Source organism: Mariniflexile sp. HMF6888 (assembly GCF_044335535.1).
Classification (GTDB): domain Bacteria; phylum Bacteroidota; class Bacteroidia; order Flavobacteriales; family Flavobacteriaceae; genus Mariniflexile.
In genome coordinates this window covers 218186-243508 of record NZ_JBIQVZ010000004.1, presented here as the reverse complement: position 1 = coordinate 243508, position 25323 = coordinate 218186, and the positions used below count along the sequence as shown (strand labels likewise).

The 25323-nt window shown below is 33.9% G+C and carries 16 protein-coding genes; 2 read left to right on the top strand and 14 right to left on the bottom strand.

The genetic code is table 11. The features are described from left to right. Nucleotides 1-4: 4 nt before the first annotated feature. The 10 genes from ACGLWY_RS11995 to ACGLWY_RS11950 all read right to left on the bottom strand — a co-directional run bounded on the left by ACGLWY_RS11995 (nt 5) and on the right by ACGLWY_RS11950 (nt 18022). Nucleotides 5-1696: a sulfatase gene (locus ACGLWY_RS11995; protein WP_396619904.1), complete on the bottom strand. Its 1692-nt coding sequence runs from the start codon at nt 1694-1696 to the stop codon at nt 5-7. A gap of 276 nt (nt 1697-1972) precedes the next feature. Then, a complete protein-coding gene (locus ACGLWY_RS11990; protein ID WP_396619903.1) occupies nt 1973-2479 on the bottom strand; it encodes a hypothetical protein in 507 nt (168 codons plus the stop codon). 6 nt (nt 2480-2485) lie between these two features. After that, nucleotides 2486-4804, bottom strand: a complete 2319-nt coding sequence (gene bglX, locus ACGLWY_RS11985; RefSeq protein ID WP_396619902.1) for a beta-glucosidase BglX — start codon at nt 4802-4804, stop codon at nt 2486-2488. After that, nucleotides 4788-5603 (bottom strand): alpha/beta hydrolase-fold protein, encoded by an 816-nt coding sequence (locus ACGLWY_RS11980; RefSeq protein ID WP_396619901.1) that lies wholly within the window; start codon nt 5601-5603, stop codon nt 4788-4790. The genes bglX and ACGLWY_RS11980 overlap by 17 nt, the downstream gene beginning before the upstream one ends. Nucleotides 5604-5661: 58 nt before the next feature. After that, entirely contained in the window at nt 5662-7020 is a 1359-nt protein-coding gene (locus ACGLWY_RS11975) for a glucoamylase family protein (RefSeq protein WP_396619900.1), read from the bottom strand. A gap of 189 nt (nt 7021-7209) precedes the next feature. Next, nucleotides 7210-8574: a glucoamylase family protein gene (locus tag ACGLWY_RS11970; RefSeq protein WP_396619899.1), complete on the bottom strand. Its 1365-nt coding sequence runs from the start codon at nt 8572-8574 to the stop codon at nt 7210-7212. Nucleotides 8575-8668: 94 nt separating this feature from the next. Continuing rightward, complete coding sequence (locus ACGLWY_RS11965) at nt 8669-10393, bottom strand: LamG-like jellyroll fold domain-containing protein (RefSeq protein WP_396619898.1); 1725 nt, start codon at nt 10391-10393, stop codon at nt 8669-8671. A 37-nt stretch (nt 10394-10430) separates the two neighbouring features. Next, entirely contained in the window at nt 10431-11957 is a 1527-nt protein-coding gene (locus ACGLWY_RS11960) for a RagB/SusD family nutrient uptake outer membrane protein (protein ID WP_396619897.1), read from the bottom strand. 12 nt (nt 11958-11969) lie between these two features. Then, nucleotides 11970-14993 (bottom strand): SusC/RagA family TonB-linked outer membrane protein, encoded by a 3024-nt coding sequence (locus ACGLWY_RS11955; RefSeq protein WP_396619896.1) that lies wholly within the window; start codon nt 14991-14993, stop codon nt 11970-11972. A 227-nt stretch (nt 14994-15220) separates the two neighbouring features. Continuing rightward, entirely contained in the window at nt 15221-18022 is a 2802-nt protein-coding gene (locus tag ACGLWY_RS11950; RefSeq protein ID WP_396619895.1) for a LuxR C-terminal-related transcriptional regulator, read from the bottom strand. Nucleotides 18023-18440: 418 nt separating this feature from the next. Between ACGLWY_RS11950 and ACGLWY_RS11945 the strand changes: the two genes are divergently transcribed. Beyond that, entirely contained in the window at nt 18441-18755 is a 315-nt protein-coding gene (locus ACGLWY_RS11945; protein ID WP_396619894.1) for a hypothetical protein, read from the top strand. A 136-nt stretch (nt 18756-18891) separates the two neighbouring features. Continuing rightward, entirely contained in the window at nt 18892-20232 is a 1341-nt protein-coding gene (locus tag ACGLWY_RS11940; RefSeq protein ID WP_396619893.1) for a sigma-54-dependent transcriptional regulator, read from the top strand. Here the strand turns inward: ACGLWY_RS11940 and ACGLWY_RS11935 are convergent. The 4 genes from ACGLWY_RS11935 to ACGLWY_RS11920 form a co-directional block, all read right to left on the bottom strand. After that, entirely contained in the window at nt 20225-22651 is a 2427-nt protein-coding gene (locus ACGLWY_RS11935; protein ID WP_396619892.1) for an ATP-binding protein, read from the bottom strand. The two genes, ACGLWY_RS11940 and ACGLWY_RS11935, sit on opposite strands and share 8 nt — an antisense overlap. 422 nt (nt 22652-23073) lie before the next feature. Continuing rightward, the gene (locus ACGLWY_RS11930) at nt 23074-23178 is read right to left on the bottom strand and encodes a T9SS type A sorting domain-containing protein (RefSeq protein ID WP_396619963.1); all 105 of its coding nucleotides are present in this window, start codon (nt 23176-23178) and stop codon (nt 23074-23076) included. Between the two features lie 271 nt (nt 23179-23449). After that, the gene (locus ACGLWY_RS11925) at nt 23450-23842 is read right to left on the bottom strand and encodes a response regulator transcription factor (RefSeq protein ID WP_396619891.1); all 393 of its coding nucleotides are present in this window, start codon (nt 23840-23842) and stop codon (nt 23450-23452) included. A 193-nt stretch (nt 23843-24035) separates the two neighbouring features. After that, the gene (locus ACGLWY_RS11920; RefSeq protein ID WP_396619890.1) at nt 24036-25313 is read right to left on the bottom strand and encodes a YaiO family outer membrane beta-barrel protein; all 1278 of its coding nucleotides are present in this window, start codon (nt 25311-25313) and stop codon (nt 24036-24038) included. Nucleotides 25314-25323 lie beyond the last annotated feature (10 nt).

Genomic DNA, 25323 nt, shown 5'->3' with positions numbered 1-25323 from the left:
GAATTCATAACTTTCTATCTTTATTGGTAATTGATTCATAAGAAGTTCCTGTATGTCCTCGTAATTTTTCAAATTGCTTAAAGGCTCTTTCAACACTTTGGGGCGATGCTTGTTCAAATTCTTTATCTGTAACCTTATAGTCTGCTTGTAAAGCCTTAAGTTTTTTATGGAGTTGCGCTTTAATGGTTTGATACGCCAGATCATTGATTAAATTTTTAAGTTCGTGTGGATCTTTCTCTAAATCGTAAAGTTCCCATGCGTCAATATCGTCGTAAACATGAATCAGCTTATAGCGTTTTGTTCTTACACCGTACATTTTCTTTACCATATGAAATGCTGGATAATCATAATAATGGTAATACACGGCATCCCTAAAATCATCAAAATCTTGTTTTCCTTCAAGCAATGGCCGTAATGATTTCCCTTGCATATCGGCAGGAATTCCAACACGGGCATAATCCAAAAAAGTTTCAGCAAAATCGATATTTTGTGTTAATGCATTAACAACCGTTCCTTTTTTTATTGCTTTAGGGTATTTCATTACAAGAGGCATACTTAACGATTCTTCATACATAAAACGTTTATCAAACCAGCCTTTTTCACCTAAATAAAATCCTTGGTCGGTGGTATAAACAATGATGGTGTTTTCAGTTAAATTATTAGCTTCTAAATAATCAAGAATTCTTCCAACACCTTCATCTACAGCTGCTATAGTTGCTAAATATTCTTGTAAATAACGTTGTCCTTTCCATTCAGCCAATGCCCTTCCTGAAAGATTTGCATCATGCATTGCATTATTTTTTGATTGATATGCCTGATCCCAAATGGCTCGTTGTTCTGCCGTCATTCTATCAAAATCAGTTGTCCATGGGTTGTGTGCCAATTCATTACTGCCCTTTTCTTTGGTCATTTTAAGGTCGTGGCCTTCATACATATCTTTATAAATGGTTTGCTGCTGCATTTTTGAAGCCGTTGAACCTTCATGCGATGTAAAATAAGTATCTGGAAGCGGAAATTGAACAGCATCGTATTTATTTAAATGTCTTAAAGCGGGCATCCAATTTCTGTGTGGTGCTTTATGATGCACCATAAGCATAAATGGCTGTTGGCTATTTTTCACTTTATCCAAATATTTTATGGCATCTTCGGTAATGATGTCGGTAGCATAGCCTACTATTCTAGTGGTATCAACTTGTTGTGTTTGTTGGTTTACCTCAATAAAATCCGGATTGTAATAATTGCCTTGATCGGTTAAAATATGCCAGTAATCAAACCCCTGTGGTAAGCCATCTAAATGCCATTTACCAATCATCCCAGTAGTATATCCTGCTTTTTGGAGTAGTTTTGGAAATGTTTGCTGATTACCATCAAACCTATCTCCATTCTTTCTAAAACCATTAATATGGCTAAACTTACCCGTTAAAACGACTGCCCTACTTGGTCCGCAAATAGAATTGGTACAAAAGTTATTTTGAAACAAAGCCCCTTCATTTGCTATTCTGTCAATATTTGGTGTTGGTGCCAACTTGCTTATTGGGTGTCCATACGCACTTATGGCTTGGGTGGCATGGTCATCTGCCATAATATAAATAATATTAGGGCGTGTTGGTTTTTTAACATCAACTTTTTGTGCTGGTTTTTGTCCGCATGCTTGGAGCATAAAAGCTATGCAAACTATACAAATTAATGGTTTCATATATTTTTTTGTTTCAAAGCTGCAAAGTTTCAGAGTTTCTAAGTTTTAAAGTTCTAACTTCTCTTTTTCTTGTTTTATTAAAATTTCAATGCACATTTATATTTTCCGTTGTGTTTGGTCATCCACGCACCTTCAATAAAAGGTTGTAAAAACACATTATCATTATACCCCCCAAAACGCTCCCCATCCACCGTCTTCTGGAAATAACCTCACAATTGGCACGGTATACCCTTCCGATTGCATGGTTTTGGTATTGATTTCTGTACCTAAAATGGGTCATACATTACTCGAACCCCAATACAAATACAGTTTATCCTTTTCCTCTTCGTAATGAAATGCTGGATTCCAAGCACCAACTTTTAGCGTGTCAAGAGCAATTTCCCAGTCATCAACGGTGGAATTGGTACTTTTCCAAATCGGAAAATCAGATTTCCAAGTGGAGCCATACACATAAAGTGTATCCTTCATAGCCCACGCAGCCGGTGCATTTAAATCGTGTGTGTAGGTATCATCCAAAAGGAATTTATGATATACAAACTTCCAGTTGAGCATATCATCACTCCACCAATAGCCTTCTTGGTTTGTTGAGAAAAGAAAGTATTTTTTTTTGAAATTTACAATAACAGGATCGGCAGTAGCACGATGTTTGTCCTGACTTGAAAACGATTTGAAAGGCGTATAACCATAATCGATATTAATAGGGTTACAATACGTTTTTTGTTGTGAATAACCAGTTATTGTGAGCTCAAAACATATGGCTATAAAAATAATAAAACGTTTCATGTAGATTTATTTAGTTAGTTCAAATTGAGATGATAAACCTGCGTTAGAATCTGTACCAACAAACACTTGAAAAACACCTGGTTCTGCCACGAAATCCAAATTGGAATTATAAAATTTTAAATCTTCTTCAGATATTTTAAAAGTGACGGTTTTGGTTTCTCCTTTTTTGATTTCTACTTTCTGGAAGCCTTTTAATTCTTTAACTGGTCTGGTTACAGAACCTACTACATCACGTATATACAATTGAATGATTTCCTTGCCATCAAAATTTCCTGAATTTGTAACTTCAACGGAAATGTTTACACGTCCATTAGCATCTATTTTTGTTGTGTCTAATTGTAAGTTATCGTATTTAAAAGTGGTGTAACTCAATCCATACCCAAATGGATATAGAGGTTCGTTACGGACGTCTAAATAATTTGATTTAAATTTTTCAAACTTGCCTTCAGTATTACCTAAAGGTCTTCCTGTGTTTTTATGGTTATAAAAAATTGGTACTTGACCAACATTCATTGGAAATGTCGCTGTTAGCTTCCCAGAAGGGTTGACGTCACCAAACAACACATCTGAAATAGCTAAACCTGCTTCGCTGCCCGGAAACCAAACATTCAATATAGCTGGAACGTTTTTGTTTTCTTCAACAATGGCTAAAGGTCTTCCCGTAAACAAAACCAAAACCACTGGTTTTCCTGTTTTTAACAAGGCATTTAACAATTCTTTCTGTACTTGGGGGATTTGTAAATTTGTTCTACTGCTGCTTTCACCACTCATTTCGGAAGATTCGCCCAATGCAGCTACAATAACATCCGATTTTGAAGCAATGGACAAAGCTTCGTCCAATAATTGTTTGTCAGTTCTTCCGTCTCTTGGTATAGTTCTTCCAAACATGGTGGCGCGCTTTTCAAACTCAAAATCATAATCCAGGTTACTTCCTTTGGCATATAATATATTTACATGATTTCCTGCAACGGATTTTATACCATCTAGGAACGCACTAGCCTTTTCTAGCTTTGTTGCAACACTCCAAGTACCGGGCATGTTTTCCTTTGAATTTGCCAATGGTCCAATAAGAGCAATCGTTCCCGACTTTTTTAATGGCAAAATTTGGTTGTCGTTTTTCAAAAGCACCATAGATTCCGACGCTACCTTACGGGCAAAATCCCTATGCTCTTTTGTATAAACTTCCGTTTTTGCCCTAGTTTCATCACAATATTTATATGGATCGTCAAATAAACCCAACTCAAACTTAGCGGTTAAAATGCGTTTTACTGCAACGTCAATATCATTCATAGATATCTTACCTTCATCTAAAGATTTTTTTAGTGTCGATAAAAACCCATCGGATACCATATCCATATCAATCCCAGCTTTTAAAGCTTGAGCAGAAACTTGTTGAAAGTCCCCTACGCCATGATACTCCATCTCTTCAATTCCTGTATAATCGGTTACCACAAAACCATTGAAACCCCAATCGTTTCTCAATAAATCGGTCAGTAACCACTTGTTTCCAGTTGCAGGAATCCCATCAATTTCATTAAAGGAAGCCATAACGGAGCCAACACCAGCATCCACAGCGGCTTTATATGGCGGTAAATACTCGTTATACATGCGTATTTTACTCATATCGACTGTATTATAGTCTCTACCTGCTTCTGGGGCACCGTAAAGTGCAAAATGTTTTACGCACGCCATCATGGTGTTGTTTTTGGTTAAATCGTCACCTTGATACCCTTGTACCATGGCTTTTGCTACTTCACTTCCCAGATAAGGGTCTTCTCCAGAACCTTCTGAAACACGTCCCCATCTTGGGTCTCTAGAAATATCAACCATGGGCGAAAACGTCCAGTTAATTCCATCGGCAGTAGCTTCTTTAGCAGCCATTTGTGCCGTTTGCTTTATCATTTCCATATCCCAAGAACATGATAGGCCTAACGGAATTGGAAAAGTGGTTTCATAGCCATGTATGACATCCATTCCAAAAAGTAACGGAATTTTTAATCGGCTTTTTTCGATAGCAATTCTTTGAACATCTCGAATTTTTGCTGCAGATTTTATATTGAAAAGACCACCAACCTTGCCTTCTTCTATTTTTTTAGCAATATTGGAACTTTTTGCTTGTCCCGTTGTAATATCACCTGATGATGGTAGATTTAACTGGCCTATTTTCTCTTCAACGGTCATTAAACTTAAAATAGAATCTACTTTTTCTGCAAATGGATTATCACCTGAAAAGGTGTTCGATTTATTTTGGTTTGAATGACATGCTATAATCAATGTTGCGGTAATGCCCAAAAAGGCATATTTAATGTTAGTTAGGTGTCTCATTTTTTTTAGTCTTTGATTTTGAAAAAAGCCACGTTAAAAGTTTAGGTTCGGCAAAAGCAGAGTCCCAGCTATTGTGGTTGTCATCTGCATATAAAGTAAAATTAGGCTTGCCCCCAGCCTTTAAATATGCTGAAACCATATGGATAGATAACTGTGGATCAACCACATCATCTTTTGCGCCATGGAACACCCAAAGTTCGGTATTCTTAGCATATGCTTTAGCTGTTTCGGGATTGCCACCACCACAAATTGTAAAAGCAGCAGCAAAGGTATCTGGTTTTCGGTATAGCATTTCAAAAGTGCCCATACCACCCATTGATAAACCTCCTATATATATTTTTTCTTTATTTATAAATGGTTTGTTTAAATAATCGTCCATTAAAAGCATTACTAAACTTAAAGCTTTTGTTGGAGGAGCGTTTTGGGGATAAACTAATGAAATAGGCTTTGTGTTCCTATCTATTATTGCGTTCGACCAATATTCTTTTTGTGGACATTGCGGAAAAATAACCAAGGCTGGAAATGCACCCCTATTCATCTCTTCTGCAAATAATTTGCTACCGTGAACCAATTGCGAAGCGTTATTGCTACCACGTTCGCCAGCTCCATGAAGGAACAATATTAATGGGTATTGTTTGTCTGCAGAAAAGTCTTTAGGATACATAATGCGATAGTTCAACGTATCTGTATTATTGATGAACATTTTAGCCTCATACAACTCTTGTTGAGCAATTACGCTATTGGACATCAAGAAAATGATTCCAACAACCAATTTTATATTATTACCAATTCGATTCATAAGTATCTATTTAAAATGTGACGTTTTCAAAAGTAAACTCTTGATCTGGCTGTATATTTTAATAACTAAATCCTAATTTATTTAAACCGTTTTTCACGTCGGTATTTTGCATAAATAAATTCCAAAGCAATCCCGTTCGATGGTTTTCAATCATAATAATTTGTGGCCCTTGGTCTATTGCTAAATAGGCATCTGCAACCCAATAGTTGTTTTGAGGGCTAAAAGCATCATAAAAACCAGCAACTCCTAATAATTTATCCTTTTTCTGATATAGAAAATGCATGACTTTCAAAGATTCTGAAGGTGTGTATGGGATGGAGCTGATTGCTGCCGTTGGCGATATAACACCAATATCATTCGAAGGACTGTGCGCCGAATACCCTATGGAACCATCTATGTTTCTTGAATAACTGGCGGTTAGTCCCCAGCAATCTTCTCCATAATCCACATAGTTATTAGGGTTAACAATACAGTACTGACGGTTTATTTTGGTATGGTTAACCGCGAGATTCCAATAGTTGCCATACTGATCGGTTAAATTCTTTGGATTCAAACCTAAAAATGAATAATGACTAAAAAACAGTGGGCCTCCAAAATTTGAACCTCCAGCATGCTTCAACACTAATGGAAAACCATATTGCGAAGCCGAAGATACAATGGCACCATTATTTGCCCACCCTTCTTCGTAAACTGTTTTTGATATGGAATAATCAGGTGATGCTGCTGCTAAAACATAGGCAATCATGGTTTCGTTATAACCTTTTAACCTAAGATTGATTTCAAAGCCATAATCAGGACTCCAATGCCAGAACAACGCGTTTTGGTTTTGGGTGTACCAGTTCCATTCAACACCTTTCCACAAAGCATCGGCTTTGTTTGCTAAAGCTTTTTCGCTATCACTACCATTTTTTAAATATTCCTTAACACAAATAAGTCCTTGTGATAAAAAGGCCGTTTCAACCAAGTCACCACCATTGTCTTTTGTACTAAAGGGAATCACATTACCTGTATCACCATCAACCCAATGTGACCATGCACCATGAAAACGATTGGCATTCTCTAAAAAAACTAAAATTTTATTTAACCTTGCAACACCTTCTTCTCTGGTTACATATCCTCTTTCAATGCCTACCAATATGGCCATTAAACCAAATCCTGTACCACCTGTAGTTACGACATTCTGATTTAAAGTTGGATTTTTAGGATGGTATCTTTCTTTTGCTGCACCAGAATTTGTATTGGCAAAATCCCAAAAATATTTAAAGGTTCCCCTTTGTGTCAAATCCATCATTTCTGTATCAGTTAATGGCACAATTCCGTTATCATCACTTGGGTCAAAAGGTTCGGATGGCGATCTATCTGAGCATGAAAAAATAACGAGTGTCGCAAAAACTATGTATATTAAACTTTTAATCATTGTTTTATTTATTTGATTTAGGGTTTCTCTAAACTATCAACCTTAAATAATTTCATATGTAGATATTTATTTTTTTATAGGTCATATGGACACGAGCAATAGTGAACTGGCGAAGCAATCGCTTTATACTCATTGGTTGTTACTTAAGCAAACTTATTATTAATAGCGATTTCATAATGTAGAAGTTGCTTAAGAACCAATTGTGAATTCTAAGCGTTTTAACCCATTTTGAACGTCTAGATTTTTCATAAATAAGTTCCATAACAAACCTGATCTATAATTCTCTATCATAACAGGAATAGGACCTTGATCTATGGCTAAATATCTTGGTAAAAACCAATTATCTTGTAAACTAAATGCGTCATAAGGACCATACTTACCAATTAAGGTATCGTGGTCTTTATAGATTTTTTTAAGCATTTGCATACTTTCTTTTGGGGTGTATGGAAATGACGACAAGGCAGCTGTTGGTGAAATCACACCGTGATCATTACCAGGTCTGTGACCCACATACCCTTTAATGGAATAGCTGGAGGTTAATCCCCATAAACTATCGCCATAATCTTTGAAGTTTTCTGGATTATCAACAGCATATTTGTAATGTATTTTTGCATGGTTTTGGGTGAGTTTCCAATAATCTGCATATTGATCTTTTAATCCGTTAGGGTTTAATCCTAAAAACGAATAATGCGCCCAAAATAATGGTCCTATTGCTGCGTCATCATGTTCATAATAATTTAACACCAATGCTTCACCATAAAGTGAATCCTTAGAAACAATGGCGCCACTTTTTGCCCAACCTTTGTCATATACCGATTTTTCAATTGGATATGTTGGAGAAGCTGCAGCAAGAACATACATAATTAAACATTCATTATAACCACCAACTGGGAAATTCATATCCCAACCATCTTTTGGTGACCAATGCCAATATAAAACGTCTTCACCATTTTTGGTGTGCCAGTTCCACTCTACCTCACGCCATAGTTGGTCTATTTTTTCAACCAATTGTTGTTCTCTTTCATTTCCGTTTTTATAGTATTCACCCACGGTCAGTAAGCCTTGGACTAAAAAAGCAGTTTCAACCAAGTCGCCACCGGTATCCTTCTTGCTAAAAGGTTTCACCTTGCCTGTTTTTCCATCAATCCAATGTGACCAAACACCATGAAATCTATCAGCTTTTTCTAAGAAATTGACAATGTGTTCAAAACGTTCTAATGCTTGTTCACGGGTGATAAATTCTCGTTCTACTCCTACCAAAATGGCCATCAAACCAAAACCAGTTCCACCAGTTGTGACCACATCTTGATCATTTTGAGGATAGACATTATCCAAATGCAAACGTTCTCTTGCCATGCCTGAATTAGGTTCGGCACCTTCCCAAAAATAATTGAAGGTTTGCTTTTGAATGGAATCCAAAAATTGATCATCTGTCAATTCTTTTGCTTGTGGCGTTTCACTGATCATTTGCTTGCTTTTTTTATCAGAATTGCAGTTAAACAACAACACATTGGTTAACAAAATGTAAGTGATTTTGTTGGATAGAAATTTCATTATAAATGTTTTTGAAATTTTAGCTGCATCTACTCAACATAAATGCAGCTAAAAAGTCCATAGGTTAATTCAAATATTTTTAGATAGCATACAATTATTGTAAGCTTTGGATTTCTGTTTGAGTCAATGCTCTGTTAAAAATTCTTAGTTCATCAATGATGCTTAAATCTGACAAATGACCCCAATAACTAAATGTTGGGCCACCAGCACCAATGGTTAAATTATCACAGCCAGTCCAATCCACTGTGGAGCCAAATGTTGATGTCAATGAAGGTTCTCCATTAAAATAAATATTACTTTCAGTTGCCGATACGGTAATGGCTATATGAACCCATTCACCAGCTGTAACATCAATAACGCCTCCATCATTCCAACTTTCTCCACTATTAATACCAAGGTTTAATTTGATACGTTGTTCTGTAGCACTACCTTCTCTAAAAATTCTAAAGCCTTGATTACGGTTTTCAGCAATATCTGGCGTACCAACAACTAATATTCCCGATCTATCAGGAGTTGAATTGACTTTATACCAGAAAGCAGCAGTAAACTCTTCTGTACCAAAAAGGCCATCAATCGGCATTTCTAAATAGGAATCTGTAGCAGATTGTAATGCTTTACCACCAGCAAAACTATCATCTGAAAAACCTGGAGTACCTACTTCACTTGCCGAAGCACCATTCAATAAATTATTATAATTACCATTAAAAGGCATATAAAGTGTTTCACCAGTAAGGATAGGTTCGTATGGTGCCGTTGTCAAAATAATATTTTGAATATCTTCTTGTGACAAAGTCGTATTAAAAAATCTCAGCTCATCTATAGCACTTGTATCATGTAGATGATTCCAATAGCTAAATGTTGGTCCACCTGCACCAATAGAAATATTAGTACATCCCGTCCAATCAATAGGGTTACTCATTGTTGCTGTATTAACAGGAGTTCCATTAAAATAGATGATAGTTTGGCTATTAGAAATTGTAAAAGCCACATTGACCCATTCGCCCTCAGCAACGTTAATAACACCGCCATCATTCCAGCTTTCGCCAGATCCTGTGCCTACATTTAATTTTATTCTTTGCTCTGCAGCATTGCCTTCTCTAAAAAGCCTTAAACCTTGGTTACGATTTTCAGCAATATCTTCTGTACCAATAGCTATAATACCGGCTCTATCTGGTGATGAATTTACTTTATACCAGAACATGCCACTAAAAGAAGCGCCTAAGTCTTGTGGTAAAGGAAATTGCAAGAATGAGTTTGGTGCACCTTTATAAGCATTAGCTCCTATTTTAGCTTGATTAGCAAATATTGGGTCGCCTACCTCTTCAGGGAAAGTAAGACTCACAAATTCCATATAATCACCATCAAAAGGCATATAAAACATTTCTCCAGCAAATAATGGAGAATATGGAGGTGCTTTTTCAAAATTGGAAGTTGATACAGTTGTGTTACCTGCTATATCTTTAGCAGTTACTGTAAGTGTATGAAATCCAATTGTGAGATTATCATAAGGTATTTCAGTTTCATAGTTTCTATAATCCACGAATGAAGCAGTATCAAATGATGCAATTTGATTACCATCCATAGCGACAGTAATTGACATGATTTCAATATCATCAGAAACATTCAGGGCCACATTAATAGATGATACCAATTCAACACTTGGTATAGATGCACCATCTACAGGGTACGTTATAGTTACAACTGGTGCTCCTGCATCTGGTCCTGGATCTACATAAGAAATTGGGTCAATACCATCATTACAAGAAAACATGAGCAACATGGTAAATATCCCGACAACAAGTTTATTTATTTTTTTCATTTTTAAATTTTTAAAAGTTATAATCATTTATAAATTATTATAAACCGAGTAAATCTATTTGAGCCAAAGGATAAGGGAGCAACTCTTTATCTGCTGAAAACGTTCTACCGTCATAACTTAATTCACCATATTCATTAAGTCGAATCATATCAAAGTAGCGAATGCCCCATTCCATACCGAGTTCAGCAAATTTCTCATCCATGACTTGCTGGCTTGTGACACCCGAAAGTGGTGACATATTAACTCTATCTCTTACCATATTCACAGCTTGATCTGCTGTCATGCCATTACCACTTGCACCTCTGGTTAATGCTTCAGCATACATTAATAATATTTCAGAATATCTGATAACTATCATGTTTTTACTTGAACCATAATCATTTCTTCCTGAAGTTAATTGATTGGATGGCAAATAGTGTTTTCCGCTAAAAAAATTAGCTCTTACAGAATTATTGATAACATCACCATCTGGAGTGGTATTCGAAATAAAATTAGGAAGCGTCGCATAATCTGGGTCTGATTTCAATTCGGCGATTCCATCTGGTGTAAACAGCACACTTGTTAATAATCGGTCTTCTTCACCCCTATCTAACATAAATTTCATCCACTTTAAACTTGGCTCATAGAAGCCCCAACCTGACGAAGCTCCAGCTACTGCAGGAGTCCAACTGGTAGGTCCAAAAGGTGCATATAAATGGTTGAATGTTGCACCGCTTTCTGTATTAAAGTCTGAGAATTGTAGTTCAAATAAGCTTTCATCACTTCTTTCTCCTGGTTTTTTGAACAATTCATAAAACTCTGGATATAAATCAAACCCACCTTGATTGATAATTTCGCCTGTAGCATCTGCCACGCCTTGATAATTTTCCAATTCCAGCTGTGCCATAGCTTTAATAGCCAAGGCTGTGTATTTTGTTACACCTCCAGGAATATCGGTACGTTGGTTTGGCCTTAAGTCCAATAAATGAGGAATGGCTTCATCCATCAAATCAGAAATATATTGCATCACTTCTTCTTTTGTGTCTACTCCGTTATCAACTTCTTCGTCAAAATTGGTGGTTTCAATAATAAAAATATCACCCCATAAACGTGACATATTAAAGTGTTGGTATGCACTTAATACTTTTGCTTCAGCAATATATTGATCTGCCCTTGCTATAGCATCACCAGTGGCAAATTCCTTAAATCTTAGAATGGCTTCTTGAGTGTTAATTACCACAGCAATGTCGCTGTAGAAGTTATTCCAAACTTGGTTGAACATCCAAAAATTATTATCATAACTATAGACATCTGTTGCTGCAAATAGCGGTTGATCACCTTCTCCTCCTGCATTAACATCATCACCTCTAACCCCCACTAGTAATGGATCTTCCCAACCTCTTTTATAGGTTTCATAATAAGCTCCTAATAATGGTAATACCATATCATTCATATTGGTATAATCCAAATCGTCGGCAGACAATTGCCCTTCATTCTCTTCTAATTTTTCGCTGCATGCAAATATGAGTACGCCAAACAAAAGCAGTAATGACAACGGTTTAAATGATTGTTTTAAATTTTTCATATTGCTCATTTTTTAAATTTTTATATTGACTCCAAACGTATAAACTGCCGGTACTGGATAAGTTTCACGATCTACACCATTTGCTACCTCAGGATTGAATCCGTTATATTTAAAGCTTGTAAATGGTCTTTCGGCTGTAAGTGTTAATCTTGTTTCAGGCATATTCTTTCCTAACAACGAGTTTGCTGGAATGGTATAAGCCAATTGAATATTTTGAATTCTGAAAAAAGAACCATCTTCCACAAAAAATGTACTCATTCTTTGGTTCCATCCTTTTCTTCTTCCTGCAGATGATGGATAGGAATTTGACGTTCCTTCGCCATGCCATCTGTTAATGGCTAAATCTGCATCCATATTCGTATCGTTTGTAAAAATAACTTCTCCTCTTTTTCTGTTAAGGATGTCATTACCTGTTTGTCCAAAAACAGAGACAGAAAAATCAAAATTCTTGTAAGAGAGACCAAGGTTACCACCATAAGTTAAAGTAGGAAGATATGAACCAATAACAACACGATCGTTATCATCTATAATATCATCATCATTTTGGTCTCTATATTTCAAATCACCTGGTACTAAACCATTGGCTGTGGCGATAGGATCGTTTGCTACCTCTGCATCATTTTGATAAACTCCAGCAACTTCATATCCGAAAAATGAATTAACAGGTTCTCCAACAATAAGTCTTTGACGAAACTCTGCACTTCCAGTATCAAAATAGCCTTGGTCGCTATCAATCTTAGTGATTTTATTATCTAAAGTTGAAAAATTAGTGCCTATATTGAAACTCCAATTATCAGATAGTGTCTGATTCCAGTTGGCCGCAAACTCAAAACCTTTGTTTCTCATTTCACCCACATTTTGTAATAATGTGTTTCCAACAATTGCTTGTTGTACAGGAACTACTAAGTCTTTCGTATCACGTATGTAATAATCTGTTTCTAAGGATAATCTATTGTCAAACATACGTGCACTGATACCCACATTGGTTTCTTCCAATACCTCTCTAACTAAATCTGTAAAATTGTTGGTACTAACAATACCATTGGTTAACAAATCTGCAATATCAACAGAAACTTGACTAATCGTTCTAGCACCAGCACTTCCGCCTATAGCACCATTTGCCAATTCTCCCCAACTACCACGTAATTTCAAGAAATCAAAAATACTGTTGTCTTGCATAAAACTTTCTTTCGAAATAACCCAACCTACTCCAAATTGTGCTGTAGTTTTCCAAATTTCTTTTGGAAATCTTGAATCTCCTTCTGAACGTACCGTGGCATTTAAAAGATACTTATCACTGTAATTGTATTCTAATCGTCCAAAATAAGCTAAGCTAAATAAACGGTCACCAATCTCATTAACGTTGTCTGCAAAAGAAGCTGGGTCTGCAAAGTCTAAATACCATGAACTTTCAAGAGCAATACCTTGAACATCAGAACCTGTGGCATTAAATTTATTAACTTGTTCATCTCTAAATGAAGAGCCTGCCAAAAGCGTTAAGTTATGGTTGTCAAATTGTTCTTTATAGGTTAATGTATTATCCCAAATTTGAGTAGAATATGTTTCTTCTGCACGTCTGATAGACGTTTCCGGTTGCTCTCTGTTTGAGTTTCCTGAAATATAATATGGCATTCTTACGTTACGTTCAGATATCGTAGAATAATCATGGTAGTAAGAAGTTTTAAATGCTAATTTTTCAGGTACAATAGAATATTCAGCATAGATACTGGTCAACATTTTTCTGATCTTCAATTGATTTTCATTATAGCGCATCACAGGAAATGGGTTTTGTGACCCTCTATAACCTAAAAATGTGGCATCAGAATATGGTGTGGTTGTAGCCTCTGTATTAACATAGTCATATACTGGTAAAATTGGTACCGCAAAATAGGCTTGAAACCAAGCACCATTTTCTGGGTTGTATTTGGTAGCGTTACTAAAAATAGCATTCGTACCAATTTTAAATCTATCAGATACTTTTACATCTATATTAGAATTGATGTTGAAACGCTCATATTCATTTTTCATGTCTAAAATACCATCTTGCGAGAAATAATTGGTACTTACGCTATAAGTCACCGATTCGCTTCCTCCAGCAACACCTATACTATGACTTGAAATGGTTGCTGGTCTTAATACTTCTTTGTACCAATCGGTATTAACATTGGGTAGATTAGGATTGATTCTACTTCTTCCAAATCTAGCTATGGCATTTTCAACAAACTGTATATCTGCTGCAGAACCTGATTCAAAAGCCATTGTTGAGAATTGTTCTGCATTGGCCATTTTAAGTACATTTTGAGCTATTTGATATCCAGTATATCCATTATAAGTAAACACGGGTTTTTGTTCAAATTTTCCGCTTTTGGTTTCAATAATAATAACCCCATTCACACCTCTTTGCCCAAATATAGCAATAGAAGAAACATCTTTCAATACAGAAACTGTCTCTATTTGGCTGTTATCTAAAAAGTCAATATTATCATAAAACATACCATCAACAACATATAATGGGTTGTCCCCTGCAGAATACGAATTGACACCACGAAGTCTTACAGTTGGAGAATCTCCTGGCGAACCCGAACTCACAATTTGTAATCCAGCAACTTTTCCTTGAAGTGATTGCATGACATTACTATTGGGTGTTTTTTCAATATCTTCAGCCTTAACTGTAGATATAGCACCAGTTAAGTCAACTTTACGTTGTGTACCATACCCAACAACTACCACTTCATCTAGTGAAGCAATGTCTGTTTCCATGGTTACATTAATTCTAGTTTGGTTTGATATGGTAACAGCAACCATTTTAAGCCCAACAGAACTAAATTCAAGAACTTCACCAGTTTTAACTTCTATAGTATAGCTACCATCAAAATCGGTACTAACGCCTCTAGTTGTTCCTTTAACTATGACATTAACACCAGGTAATGGCATATTATCTTCAGAACTTGTAATGACGCCCGAAACAGTTAAATTTTGGGCGAAACCACTGACTGAAAATAGAAAAAATAATAATAAATTAATTTTTGTTTTCATATAGTTTTAGTTTAATATTTTAGTTAGGTACAAGATAAAACCTATTAATTTTTTTGAAGCAAAAGTGTTTACACTTTAAATACGCCATTGAAGGTGGAAAGGCTTAAAATACCTTTAATTGAAGTATGTTAATATAATAATAAAGTGAGCAAAATGCAAACAGAAAACGTTATATGACGTAGTAATGACGTAAAAAAAATTACGAATAACGTATTTTTGATAATGAATTATTCGAGATTTATTAAATAATGTGATACAGAAATATCATTTTCTAAATTCAACTTCTTTTTCAGCCTATATCTATGTGTTTCTAAACCTCTTACAGATATGTTCATTAAAGGTGCAATTTCTTTATTCAATAAATTCATTTTGATGTAGGCACAAATCTTTAAATCTTTTGGAGTTAAGTTGGCATGTTTTGATTTTAAACTCTTGAAAAAATCTTCATGGACCTGGTTAAAGTTATACTCAAAAACTTTCCACTCATCTTTATGTGCAATAGAACTATCTACTTTATTCAATATCTTCTTAAAAGCATATTGATTATCGAAACTATCTTTGTTACTGGCTAACTCTTTTTTGATGTCCTGCAAGGTTTCATTTTTCTTAACTAATGCCAAAGCTGTATTAGCCAGCTGTTTGCTTTTTAATTTAACTTCATTTTTAAGAGACTCGTTCCTTAATTGGACGATTCTCTTTTCATTCTCTAAATTTTTCTCTCTAACAATTTCTTGCTGTTCTTTGGCGTATTTAATCTTTAATAACCGTTGTTCTCTTTTTATCTTTTGCTTATTATAATAATAGAATGTGCCTATGCCAAGTGTAATAAGTACAAAGTAAAGAACAATTCCGATGGTATCTTTATACCAAGGAGGTAATACGCTTATTTGAATTTCAGATATTTCGGAAGGCTTATCTAGATAATTTCTGGTTCGGAACAGTATGGTGTATGTCCCATCTTTTAGACCTGATAATTCTAATTTATTCTTTTCTAACCTTTTCCATTTATTTGGATCCAGTTCTACTATAGAATACTCAAAAAAATGATTGCTTGATTTTGGAGATGATACTGAAACACCAAAACTACTATTCAATTTTATAGAAATCTTTTTATTTAAATTGAAATCTATTAACTCTTTATCAATTTCAATATTATCAATAATTGGTTTATATAGTTTTACTTTAGGGTCCGACTTACTATCAATAAGCATGAAACCGTTGTTTAAATTCAATGCAAATATGGAGTCGTTTATACTGGAAACATTTTCATTACCAACAATTAATCTATTTTCAAAATAGTTATTAGACAGTGATATTTCTTTTTCGTTATTCAGTAAAGATTTAAAACGAATAGCATCATTGGTGGCTTTTAAAACCAATTGGTTAATATTTTCTTCAGATATTACATAAGAATCCCTTCCAAAACTTTTGTTTAATACATCATACGGAACAATGCTGTCTAAAATTGATTCATATCTTAACCAGCCATCATTTGTTTTAAAACAGATATCGTTTTTAATTTTATAAACCCTAATGTTAAATTCGGAAAAAACACCTTTAGTTTTATAATTTTCAATACTTATAATGGTGTCGTAGTTTTTATCAAACTTAATTTTATATAAACCTTTATAGGCGTGTGCAGCCCAAGCCGTATTTTGATTTTCAAAAACCAAATATCTAATGGGCATCGTGGTTTTTCCTAGATGTTTGGCCGACCAAATATTATTTTTCTTTTTTAATCTAACCAATCCTGTATAGGTACCTTCAATATAAGTGCTGCTTTGTTCTGGAGCTTTTTTTATAACCCAACCTCCTGTAAATGGCGATACTTGTTTAAGCGCATAGTCTTTTACCAAAAATGTCCCTTCGTTATGCCCACAAAATAATTCACCCTCAATTTCCTTTAAATTCCACACTTGTCCTTGCGAGCCTTTAATAAATTGCAAACTATTCTCTTTATCTAAATAAAACAAGCCTGTATTACTGCCTAAATAAACGACATCTTTAAACTTAATAACATCATAGACCGCTCCTAATCGGCCAGATACATCGTTAAAAAAGGAATTATTGCTATTTAAATCAACGCAAGCTATTCCGTTGTCTAAGCCCAACCATAATTTATTATCGTTATCTAAATATTGACTTAAAACAGTGTTGTTTATTAAACCATTTTCTTTGTTTATATGAAAAATTATTTTTCCTTTATTATTTGTGAAATAGATACCATCCTTTATAGTTCCAAAAGCCATATTACCTTTATTCAATAGAGAGAATCCGTTTAGCAAATGTTGCTTTATGATATCATTAATTTCAAAATCTACGGGTTCTAGAGTGTTATTTTCATAAATCAAGCATCCTTTAAGGGATGTAATTAAAAGTAATTTTCCTTTGTATTTAGTGATAAACAAGACTTTAGTATTATCTAAAACCTTATCCACAATCTTTGGTACTAATTCGTTGTTTTTAAATTCATAGATACCATTATTAAGTGTTGCCACATATAATTTATTATCAACGACACTACACGAAATAATTATGGACTTTGGTTTTATCTTCGTTATTTCACCATTAAATTTATATATGTATATATTTAGAAAAGACCTAAAGGCAATGCCTCCTTTAAAGGGTAAAATTTGCCAAATCTCTTCGTTTGGTGAAATTTTTTCTTTTATTGAATTGCTTAGGGAACTATAAATTAATACGCCTTTAGAATTCTTCTTCCAATAACCAAATTCTTCATAGGATCCAGTATATATTAATTCTTTATAAGCCAAAACGGATCGAATGGTGGTTTTGTTTGGCAGCTCCATAAAGTCCCATTTAATGCCATCATATTCTAACAAACCATTATTATTGGCAACATATAGCATACCATTTTTTGCTCTGGAAACGCCCCAATTTTGATTTCCTGCATTATATTCCGATAAAGAATAATTTTGAAAAAAGGGCGTAAATTGGGCTATTGATACTTGGGAAATTAGTAAAAAACAAAGGAAAAGTAAATTATTACAATGTTTTATTGGTGACATAGTCTTTGAAATTTACGAATCAGAATAATAGTAAAACTAATCAAATTTAACATAATTAGTTTATTAAGAGCAAGTTTATATTAGTCTTGAAGTTACACTCCCTTACAATTTCGTAATGTTTTTAAGAAAATAGCTGGTTTAACTCCTTATAAATAGAACAGAAATAAGTACAGCAAAATTTAACATAATGATATTGTTCTTTACAGAAAAAACAATGGTGTAATTTTTACACGCCCTATCCTGAAATTACACACTTTTTATACACGAACGATTTAAGGATCAAAACACGCAAAACACTGTAATCATCTAAAAATAAGATAATTGCATGTGTTTTGTTTTTAATTATTATTCATGGCACATTTATTTCTTTATACTAATCGTAAATAAATATTAATAAAAATTTAAAACCCTAAAAATCATGAAAAAATTAATTTTAACCGTAGCAATTTTAGCAAGTGGCGTTTCAACGTTTGCATTATCTAACAACATTTTACCAGTTGAAACTACTAGTGTTGTAATGAATGAAGAATTCAAAGAAATTGCTATTGATAAATTACCTGCTGCTGTTACCAATGCTGTGGAGAAAGATTTTGCATCGGCTACCATAAACAAGGCTTATGTAAATAGTAGTGAGCAATACAAATTGGAGCTTACCATTGATGGCAGCACTAGTACAGTTTATGCCGATAAAGATGGAAACTGGCTAGAAGAAAGTGCCGTTACTGGCGCATAAAAATAATAGAGCATCTATTATATCCATAATCCGATTGATAAAAGGGCGTTTTTAACTAAAAACGCCTTTTTTTTATGCTTTTTTTAAAGGTATATGTTATGTTATCTTAATATTTTTGTAGAATAGGCTCCATTTTATGAAATATATCTTATTAATAGAAGATGATGTTACGTTTTCCGAAATGTTAAAGCATTTCCTTGAGCGCCATAAATATGTGGTTGATTTAAGTTATAATATCCATAATGCCTCTAATCTACTAAAAAAGCAAAACTACGATTTAGTTTTTACCGATTTGCGTCTTCCAGATGGCGATGGTATTAGCCTGCTAAAGCAAATAAAAAAAAGTAATAATGATATTCCTGTGGTTTTAATGACCAGTTATGCCGAGGTATCTACTGCGGTTCAGGCAATGAAACAGGGTGCATTCGATTATATTTCAAAACCTTTCAACCCAAGTGAAGTTTTGGAGGTTATTAGTAATGCTTTAGAAGTAAAAAGAGTTGATGTTATTACTCCTAAAGATAAACCAAAAAAAAATAATGGTAATTCTGATACCGATTTTGTTCAAGGAATAAGTGCGGCTTCAAAAACATTGAAAGAGTATATTCATTTGGTGGCACCTACAAGTATGTCTGTATTGATAACAGGCGAAAGTGGTACAGGAAAGGAAGTGGTGGCTAAAAGCATTCATTTAAAAAGCCTACGAAAAGATAAACCATTTATTGCGGTTGATTGTGGAGCCATTCCAAAAGAAATTGCTTCAAGCGAATTTTTCGGACACAAAAAAGGGGCTTTCACAGGTGCCATAGATGACAAAATCGGACATTTTGAGGCAGCTAATGGAGGTACCCTATTTTTAGATGAAGTTGGTAATTTAACTTATGAAAATCAAGTGCAATTGTTACGTGCATTGCAGGAAAGAATGGTAAAACCAATAGGAAGCAGCGAAGAAATTTTTGTAGATATACGCTTAATTACTGCAACCAATGAAGATTTATTGCATGCTGTTGAAAAAGGAGATTTTCGTGAAGACTTGTATCATCGTTTAAATGAGTTTTCCATAAAAGTGCCTAACTTAAAAGATAGACATGACGATTTGATTTTGTATGCCGATTTCTTTTTGGAAAAGGCAAATAAACAGTTGAACAAATCAATCGTAGGGTTTTCAAAAGATGTGTTAACGCTTTTTCAAAATTATCATTGGCCTGGGAACTTACGGGAACTATCCAATATCATTAAAAGAGCCACTTTATTAACACAGACTGATATCATAGACAAAAATGTTTTACCAGACGAACTGGTTCACACCCAAAGAAATAATGTTTTTTTGAATAAATTTTCTACCAAAGAAAACGAAAAAGAGCTCATTATAAATGTTTTACAAGAAGTTGACAACAATAAAACGCAAGCAGCTAAATTATTAAACATCACCAGAAAAACCCTTTATAACAAAATGAAGGCATACAGTCTTAATTAATGTAGTCTTCCAAAGTGGTTATAAAGCTGTTTAAGGCGTTTTCAAAATCAACAAAAAGTTTGTCTTCAATAGTTGTGCTGGTCTCAAATGTTTCTAAAAATGGAATGAGTGTTTTTACTTCCAATTGTTTAAGCATACTAAGCATTTTATGACTAATATTATTAATGCTTTCTATATCATTATCTTTTTTGGCTTGCTTTAACAACAACATATTTTTTCTTGTGTCTTCTAAAAAAATACGCAATGTTTTTTTTATCGCAATAGCATCATTATTTAAAAAAGAACCTAATGACACAACGCTGAACCCGTTGGTTTCTTTAGCATCACCGTTCACGGGATTACTATCGGCTTTTAATAAAATTGAATAAAAATAATACTGTAAAATACTTTGAAGTTTATTGGTATTAAATGGTTTAATTAATACATCTGAAAAACCACTTTTAATATAATCTTCAATTGACAGATTTGTTCTTCCTGTCATGGCTATTATAGGCTGATCCTTGTATGAACTATGTTTCTTAAGAACCTCCATAAAATGGATACCATTCATTTTTGGAAGCTGAATATCTGTTAAAACCAAATCATACGGAATGTTTTCAATAGTATCTAAAGCTTTTTGGGCATTGTCAAAAACATAAGACTCTATATGGTATTGCTTCAAAAGATCACTCAATAGTTGCTGTATGGAAGCATCATCTTCAACAATTATTGCTTTAAGATTAAAAGCGAATTCGGCTTTAGGAATCTTATTTTTGATTAAAGGTTTATTAGAAAGCGTTACTGGAATTTTCAAAGTAAAGGTACTTCCCTTTCCTAATTCACTTTCTAAAATCAGCTTACCACCCAATAATTCAGCCAGTTTTTTAGAAATGGTCAATCCTAGCCCAAAACCATTTTGTTTGTTTTCTTTATTATCATCTCCTTGAGTAAAAGCTTTGAAAATATTTTGCTGTTGCTCTTTACTAATACCTATTCCTGTATCGCTTATAGAAATTTGAAGAACCTTTTTGTTATTATCAGTTTTTAAAAGACTCTCAACCGCTATGGTTCCTTCGTTGGTAAATTTATAAGCGTTTGTAACCAAATTGTATAGAATTTGTTTTATTCTGAAAGGGTCACTAATAATGAGATGATCTATAGTTTTATCAAACTTTATTGAAAAGGTTATTGGTTTGTCCTGGGCAAGCTTTTTTTCGTTTTGGATAATTTCATTTATAAGATTTTCCAAATCGAATGGGATGGATTCAATAGATATGGTATCGTTTTCTAATTTTGAAAATTCCAAAAGATCATCTACTAATTGCCCCATATATATTGAAGCGTTACGTATGTGTTCAATATAATTTGTTTCCTTAACGTTATAAGATGATTTTTGTAGTAATTCACTATAACCAGTAATGGTACTTAAAGGGGTTCTTAAATCATGGCTTACCATTGAAATTAGTTGTTCTCTGCTCTTTAAAAGGGAAGACGTGGTTTTGTTTGCTAGTTCCAATTGTTTGCGGTAGCGTTGGCTTTTCCAAAAATCATTTAAAAATATAATAGAAAAAATAATGATGATGATAAAACTAGTACCCGCGGCAAAGAGAATAATATTTTTACTATGGTTCAGTGTTTCTTCTCTTTGGTTGTTAATATTATTGGTATATAGAATAATATCTTTTTCTAAAGTACTTAGCAATTCTCGTAATTTTCTAGAAATGGTTAAATCATTTTCAATCAGTTCATGTTCTTTTCTCTGCAAAGATCTACGTTTGCTGTTACTTTCCTTTTGGACCTCCAGTAACATATTTTTAGAAATGGACAATAACGAATCTATCTGTTTTTGATCAATACTGTTTATGGAATCTTTAGGATTGTATTTATTAAGTATTTTAACATATTCTTCTAAGTTTCGATGTGTCCTTTCATCTAGAAATTGAGGATGCTTAACAAAATCTGTAATAGAAATTTTGCCTAAAAGTGGGTCGATAGAACTTAACTTATTAATGGCTGTATTTATAGATTCGTCAGAATTGTCACTAAGTTTTAGGTTTTTTAAATCGGTTATGTTTTTTAGTTTAATATCAATAACCAATTTAACACTATCTAAAATAGATGCCTGTGAATTATTGTCAACAATAAAGTTTAACGAGTCTATTTTTAATAACAACTGTTCATTTTCATGAACGTATTCATTGAATTTTTTTGCGGAGTTCAATTGAATAGCAGCTCTTGCCAAACTTTCCTTTTCGTAAATGTCAGCAATTAAGCTACCTATTTTTACAATTTTATTTCGATCTGAAACATCTTGTTTTTGCAATTGGGTAAACGTTTTGATTTCTGAGAGCACCAAAATACCCGAGATAGTTGCTAAAACCCCAAGAATAAAATAGCCTATTAAAACTTTAAAAGTAATTCTATGTTTGGGAGATTTCATCTGTTTATATTTATTATTTTAATTTGGTCAGATGGAACACCCCTAAATAATCATCCTCGTGTATGTGCCATTTTCATGGGTGTTTCATAAAAGGTAAACAAACTTAAGAGAATATAATATCAGTACATCTTTAATCTAAAAAAACGGTTCAGATTATATTTTGTTGCTTTAATTGGTGATTTATTTGTAAAAGTACCGTTTGTTGATATTTAATTTTATTTTACAGGGTTTTAAATGGTCTCCGGAGACAATGACCAAAAATTCTATTTATGAGACTTCCCAAAAGTCTAAAATTAGCAATCTTTTGTATATGGCTGTATTTTTTTTCATATGCATAATATCATTAAATCTAACCAAAAAAAGAAAATCGCCTAAAAATTACTTTTTAGACGATTTTTTAAAATTAACTATTTAATAATTTTTTATTTTTTTATAACCTCCTGTACCGTACTAAAATCTGAAGTTTTTAATTTCACAAAATAAAGACCAGAATTTTGATAATTTAAATTACTAGTAAATCGGTCTATGCCATATTGAATGTTAATATTTTTCTATACGAATCGTATAAATCGGAAAAAGTAAACAACCTTAAGCGAATAAAAGTGAGTATACCAAAATTATCACAAAACCTTTATGCCTTGTAAAATTTTCATTTTAAGTGGTTCATTTTCGCCATTTTTGTAAGTGCGTCACAATCGTTTCATATGCTGTATTCGTATCATGCCACAATCCTTTTAATAGAGGTTCGTGTTTTATCAAAAACATAACAAACAACTACTCAACAACAATAATGGTATTTTAAACAGCAATAGTCGCTTCCGTTCTCGTTAAAAAACGTCGCACACGAAGTAAAAACTCATTGGGATTAAATGGTTTGGCAACAAAATCATCAGCTCCAAGATTGAAGGCTTTGGTAACAGTCCCTTCTTCCTCACCCAATGCCGATAAAACAATGACTGGTACATGTGGGAAATGATCCTTACAATAACTTGTTACTTCCAACCCAGATTTTAGTGGGAGCATAACATCCGTGATCACTAAATCCGGTTGAATAACTTGCATACGCTCTATCGCATCCAGTCCGTTTTGGGAACTAGAAACTGCGTAACCTTCTTTCTTTAATATGAAATTTAAGATGCGTAATGTCAGAGGATCATCCTCTACGACAAGAATTTTTTCTGCGTGGTTCATAGGTCATAGGTTATTATAGATTTGGGTACTCCATATAAAATCTCTTAGGGCAAAGACACTTTATAATATGCTAAATATATAAAATTATTTTAAATATACAGGTTTTTTTATGTGAATTTCATAAATACAACACTCTTTTTTTTATGAATTTAGCGGTTTTTAGTACACTAACAAAAAATTAAGAAAGAAAAAGTTAAAGACGGTATTGAAGCATTACAAAGGTTTCAAACTCATTTTGCCAGTTGTCCTCCATGTACTCTTGACGGTTATAAACAGCCTGTACACCTGTTATAAAATGCCTTCCAAACTGTCTGTAATAACCCAACCCAGCTCTGAAGGAGTTGAGTTGAACACGTTGGTTTAAATCTGCCTGAATCACACGCTCATCAGGCGAAGTACCGTAACCAAGAATGACATTGACATAATCAAAACGTGTGTTGTAATAATAACGAGATGTTAAAGTAAATGCAGGATAGATATTTTCATTCTGTTCCTGAAAATAGGATCTTAAATGCGTCCAGTAAGAACCAAAATACTTTCCGACACCCAAGGTTCCTGCGGGTATATCCTGCTCTGCTACATGGGTATAACGCATGCCTAAATCGACTTCCCACCCCTTTGGTAAGGTCTGAAAATAAGAAGCGCCTAAGCGCCATTTTGGAAACACTAAATCATCAGAATAGCCTACCGATACATTGGCATAACTGTTCTCTCCTGTATAGAAATATGATTCTCCTTCAAACTGAATACCGTCCAATAGCAATGTTCCATTTGAACGCCGGTGGGCATAATTAACCCTACCTATAACCGAGCCCCATTTACGTTCACCAATGTATTGCAAAGCTCCAAGATGCCAAGGTCCTACTACGTCTCTATCAAAATTGGTCAGGCTGTATTGCAGACCTATCCGGTCACTGTTAAAACGGGAATCCAACCAAAAAAGGCGTTGTTGTATTTCAGAATCTTCTGGATAAAGAGCCGACAATTCGCTTAGATGTTTCCGCTCACCATCAACGTCTTCTTGCAATTGATACAACTGCAGTTTCTTTAATTGAAAGGTTTTATTATCTGAATGAACTTCAATAGCCTTGTTTATGAGTTTTTCTGCTTCTTTATCATTCTTAGTCTCCAATTCCAAATTAATTAAATATAAAAAGGCCTCTTCATAAGCTGGATTTTTATCTAAAACCCTGTTAAGGTATATTCTTGTGCTATCTGGTTGGTTTCTTAATTGATGTATTCTACCTATCAAGACCTGAAAGTCGAGATACTCAGGACTCACCTTTTTACCTAAATGTGCACGCTTTAAAGCTAAGGTATAATCTTTTTGTTTTAAAGAATTATAGGCCTGCACGAGCAAACTATCCGTATTGATATGCTGTGCAAATAACATTTGAGAGCTAAATAAAAGCAGACAAATTATAACTGCACACATGTTATTTGAAAATTGAGGTATTTTAATCATCTTCATATCAAAATGT

Excerpts from the sequence above, each read along its gene's own strand:
- ACGLWY_RS11945 (WP_396619894.1), top strand. The coding sequence starts at position 18,441 with ATGAAAAAATTAATTTTAACCGTAGCAATTTTAGCAAGTGGCGTTTCA.
- ACGLWY_RS11980 (WP_396619901.1), bottom strand. The coding sequence starts at position 5,603 with ATGAATCGAATTGGTAATAATATAAAATTGGTTGTTGGAATCATTTTC.
- ACGLWY_RS11975 (WP_396619900.1), bottom strand. The coding sequence starts at position 7,020 with ATGATTAAAAGTTTAATATACATAGTTTTTGCGACACTCGTTATTTTT.
- bglX (WP_396619902.1), bottom strand. The coding sequence starts at position 4,804 with ATGAGACACCTAACTAACATTAAATATGCCTTTTTGGGCATTACCGCA.
- ACGLWY_RS11935 (WP_396619892.1), bottom strand. The coding sequence starts at position 22,651 with ATGAAATCTCCCAAACATAGAATTACTTTTAAAGTTTTAATAGGCTAT.
- ACGLWY_RS11925 (WP_396619891.1), bottom strand. The coding sequence starts at position 23,842 with ATGAACCACGCAGAAAAAATTCTTGTCGTAGAGGATGATCCTCTGACA.
- ACGLWY_RS11970 (WP_396619899.1), bottom strand. The coding sequence starts at position 8,574 with ATGAAATTTCTATCCAACAAAATCACTTACATTTTGTTAACCAATGTG.
- ACGLWY_RS11965 (WP_396619898.1), bottom strand. The coding sequence starts at position 10,393 with ATGAAAAAAATAAATAAACTTGTTGTCGGGATATTTACCATGTTGCTC.
- ACGLWY_RS11940 (WP_396619893.1), top strand. The coding sequence starts at position 18,892 with ATGAAATATATCTTATTAATAGAAGATGATGTTACGTTTTCCGAAATG.
- ACGLWY_RS11920 (WP_396619890.1), bottom strand. The coding sequence starts at position 25,313 with ATGAAGATGATTAAAATACCTCAATTTTCAAATAACATGTGTGCAGTT.
- ACGLWY_RS11955 (WP_396619896.1), bottom strand. The coding sequence starts at position 14,993 with ATGAAAACAAAAATTAATTTATTATTATTTTTTCTATTTTCAGTCAGT.
- ACGLWY_RS11995 (WP_396619904.1), bottom strand. The coding sequence starts at position 1,696 with ATGAAACCATTAATTTGTATAGTTTGCATAGCTTTTATGCTCCAAGCA.
- ACGLWY_RS11960 (WP_396619897.1), bottom strand. The coding sequence starts at position 11,957 with ATGAAAAATTTAAAACAATCATTTAAACCGTTGTCATTACTGCTTTTG.
- ACGLWY_RS11950 (WP_396619895.1), bottom strand. The coding sequence starts at position 18,022 with ATGTCACCAATAAAACATTGTAATAATTTACTTTTCCTTTGTTTTTTA.
- ACGLWY_RS11990 (WP_396619903.1), bottom strand. The coding sequence starts at position 2,479 with ATGAAACGTTTTATTATTTTTATAGCCATATGTTTTGAGCTCACAATA.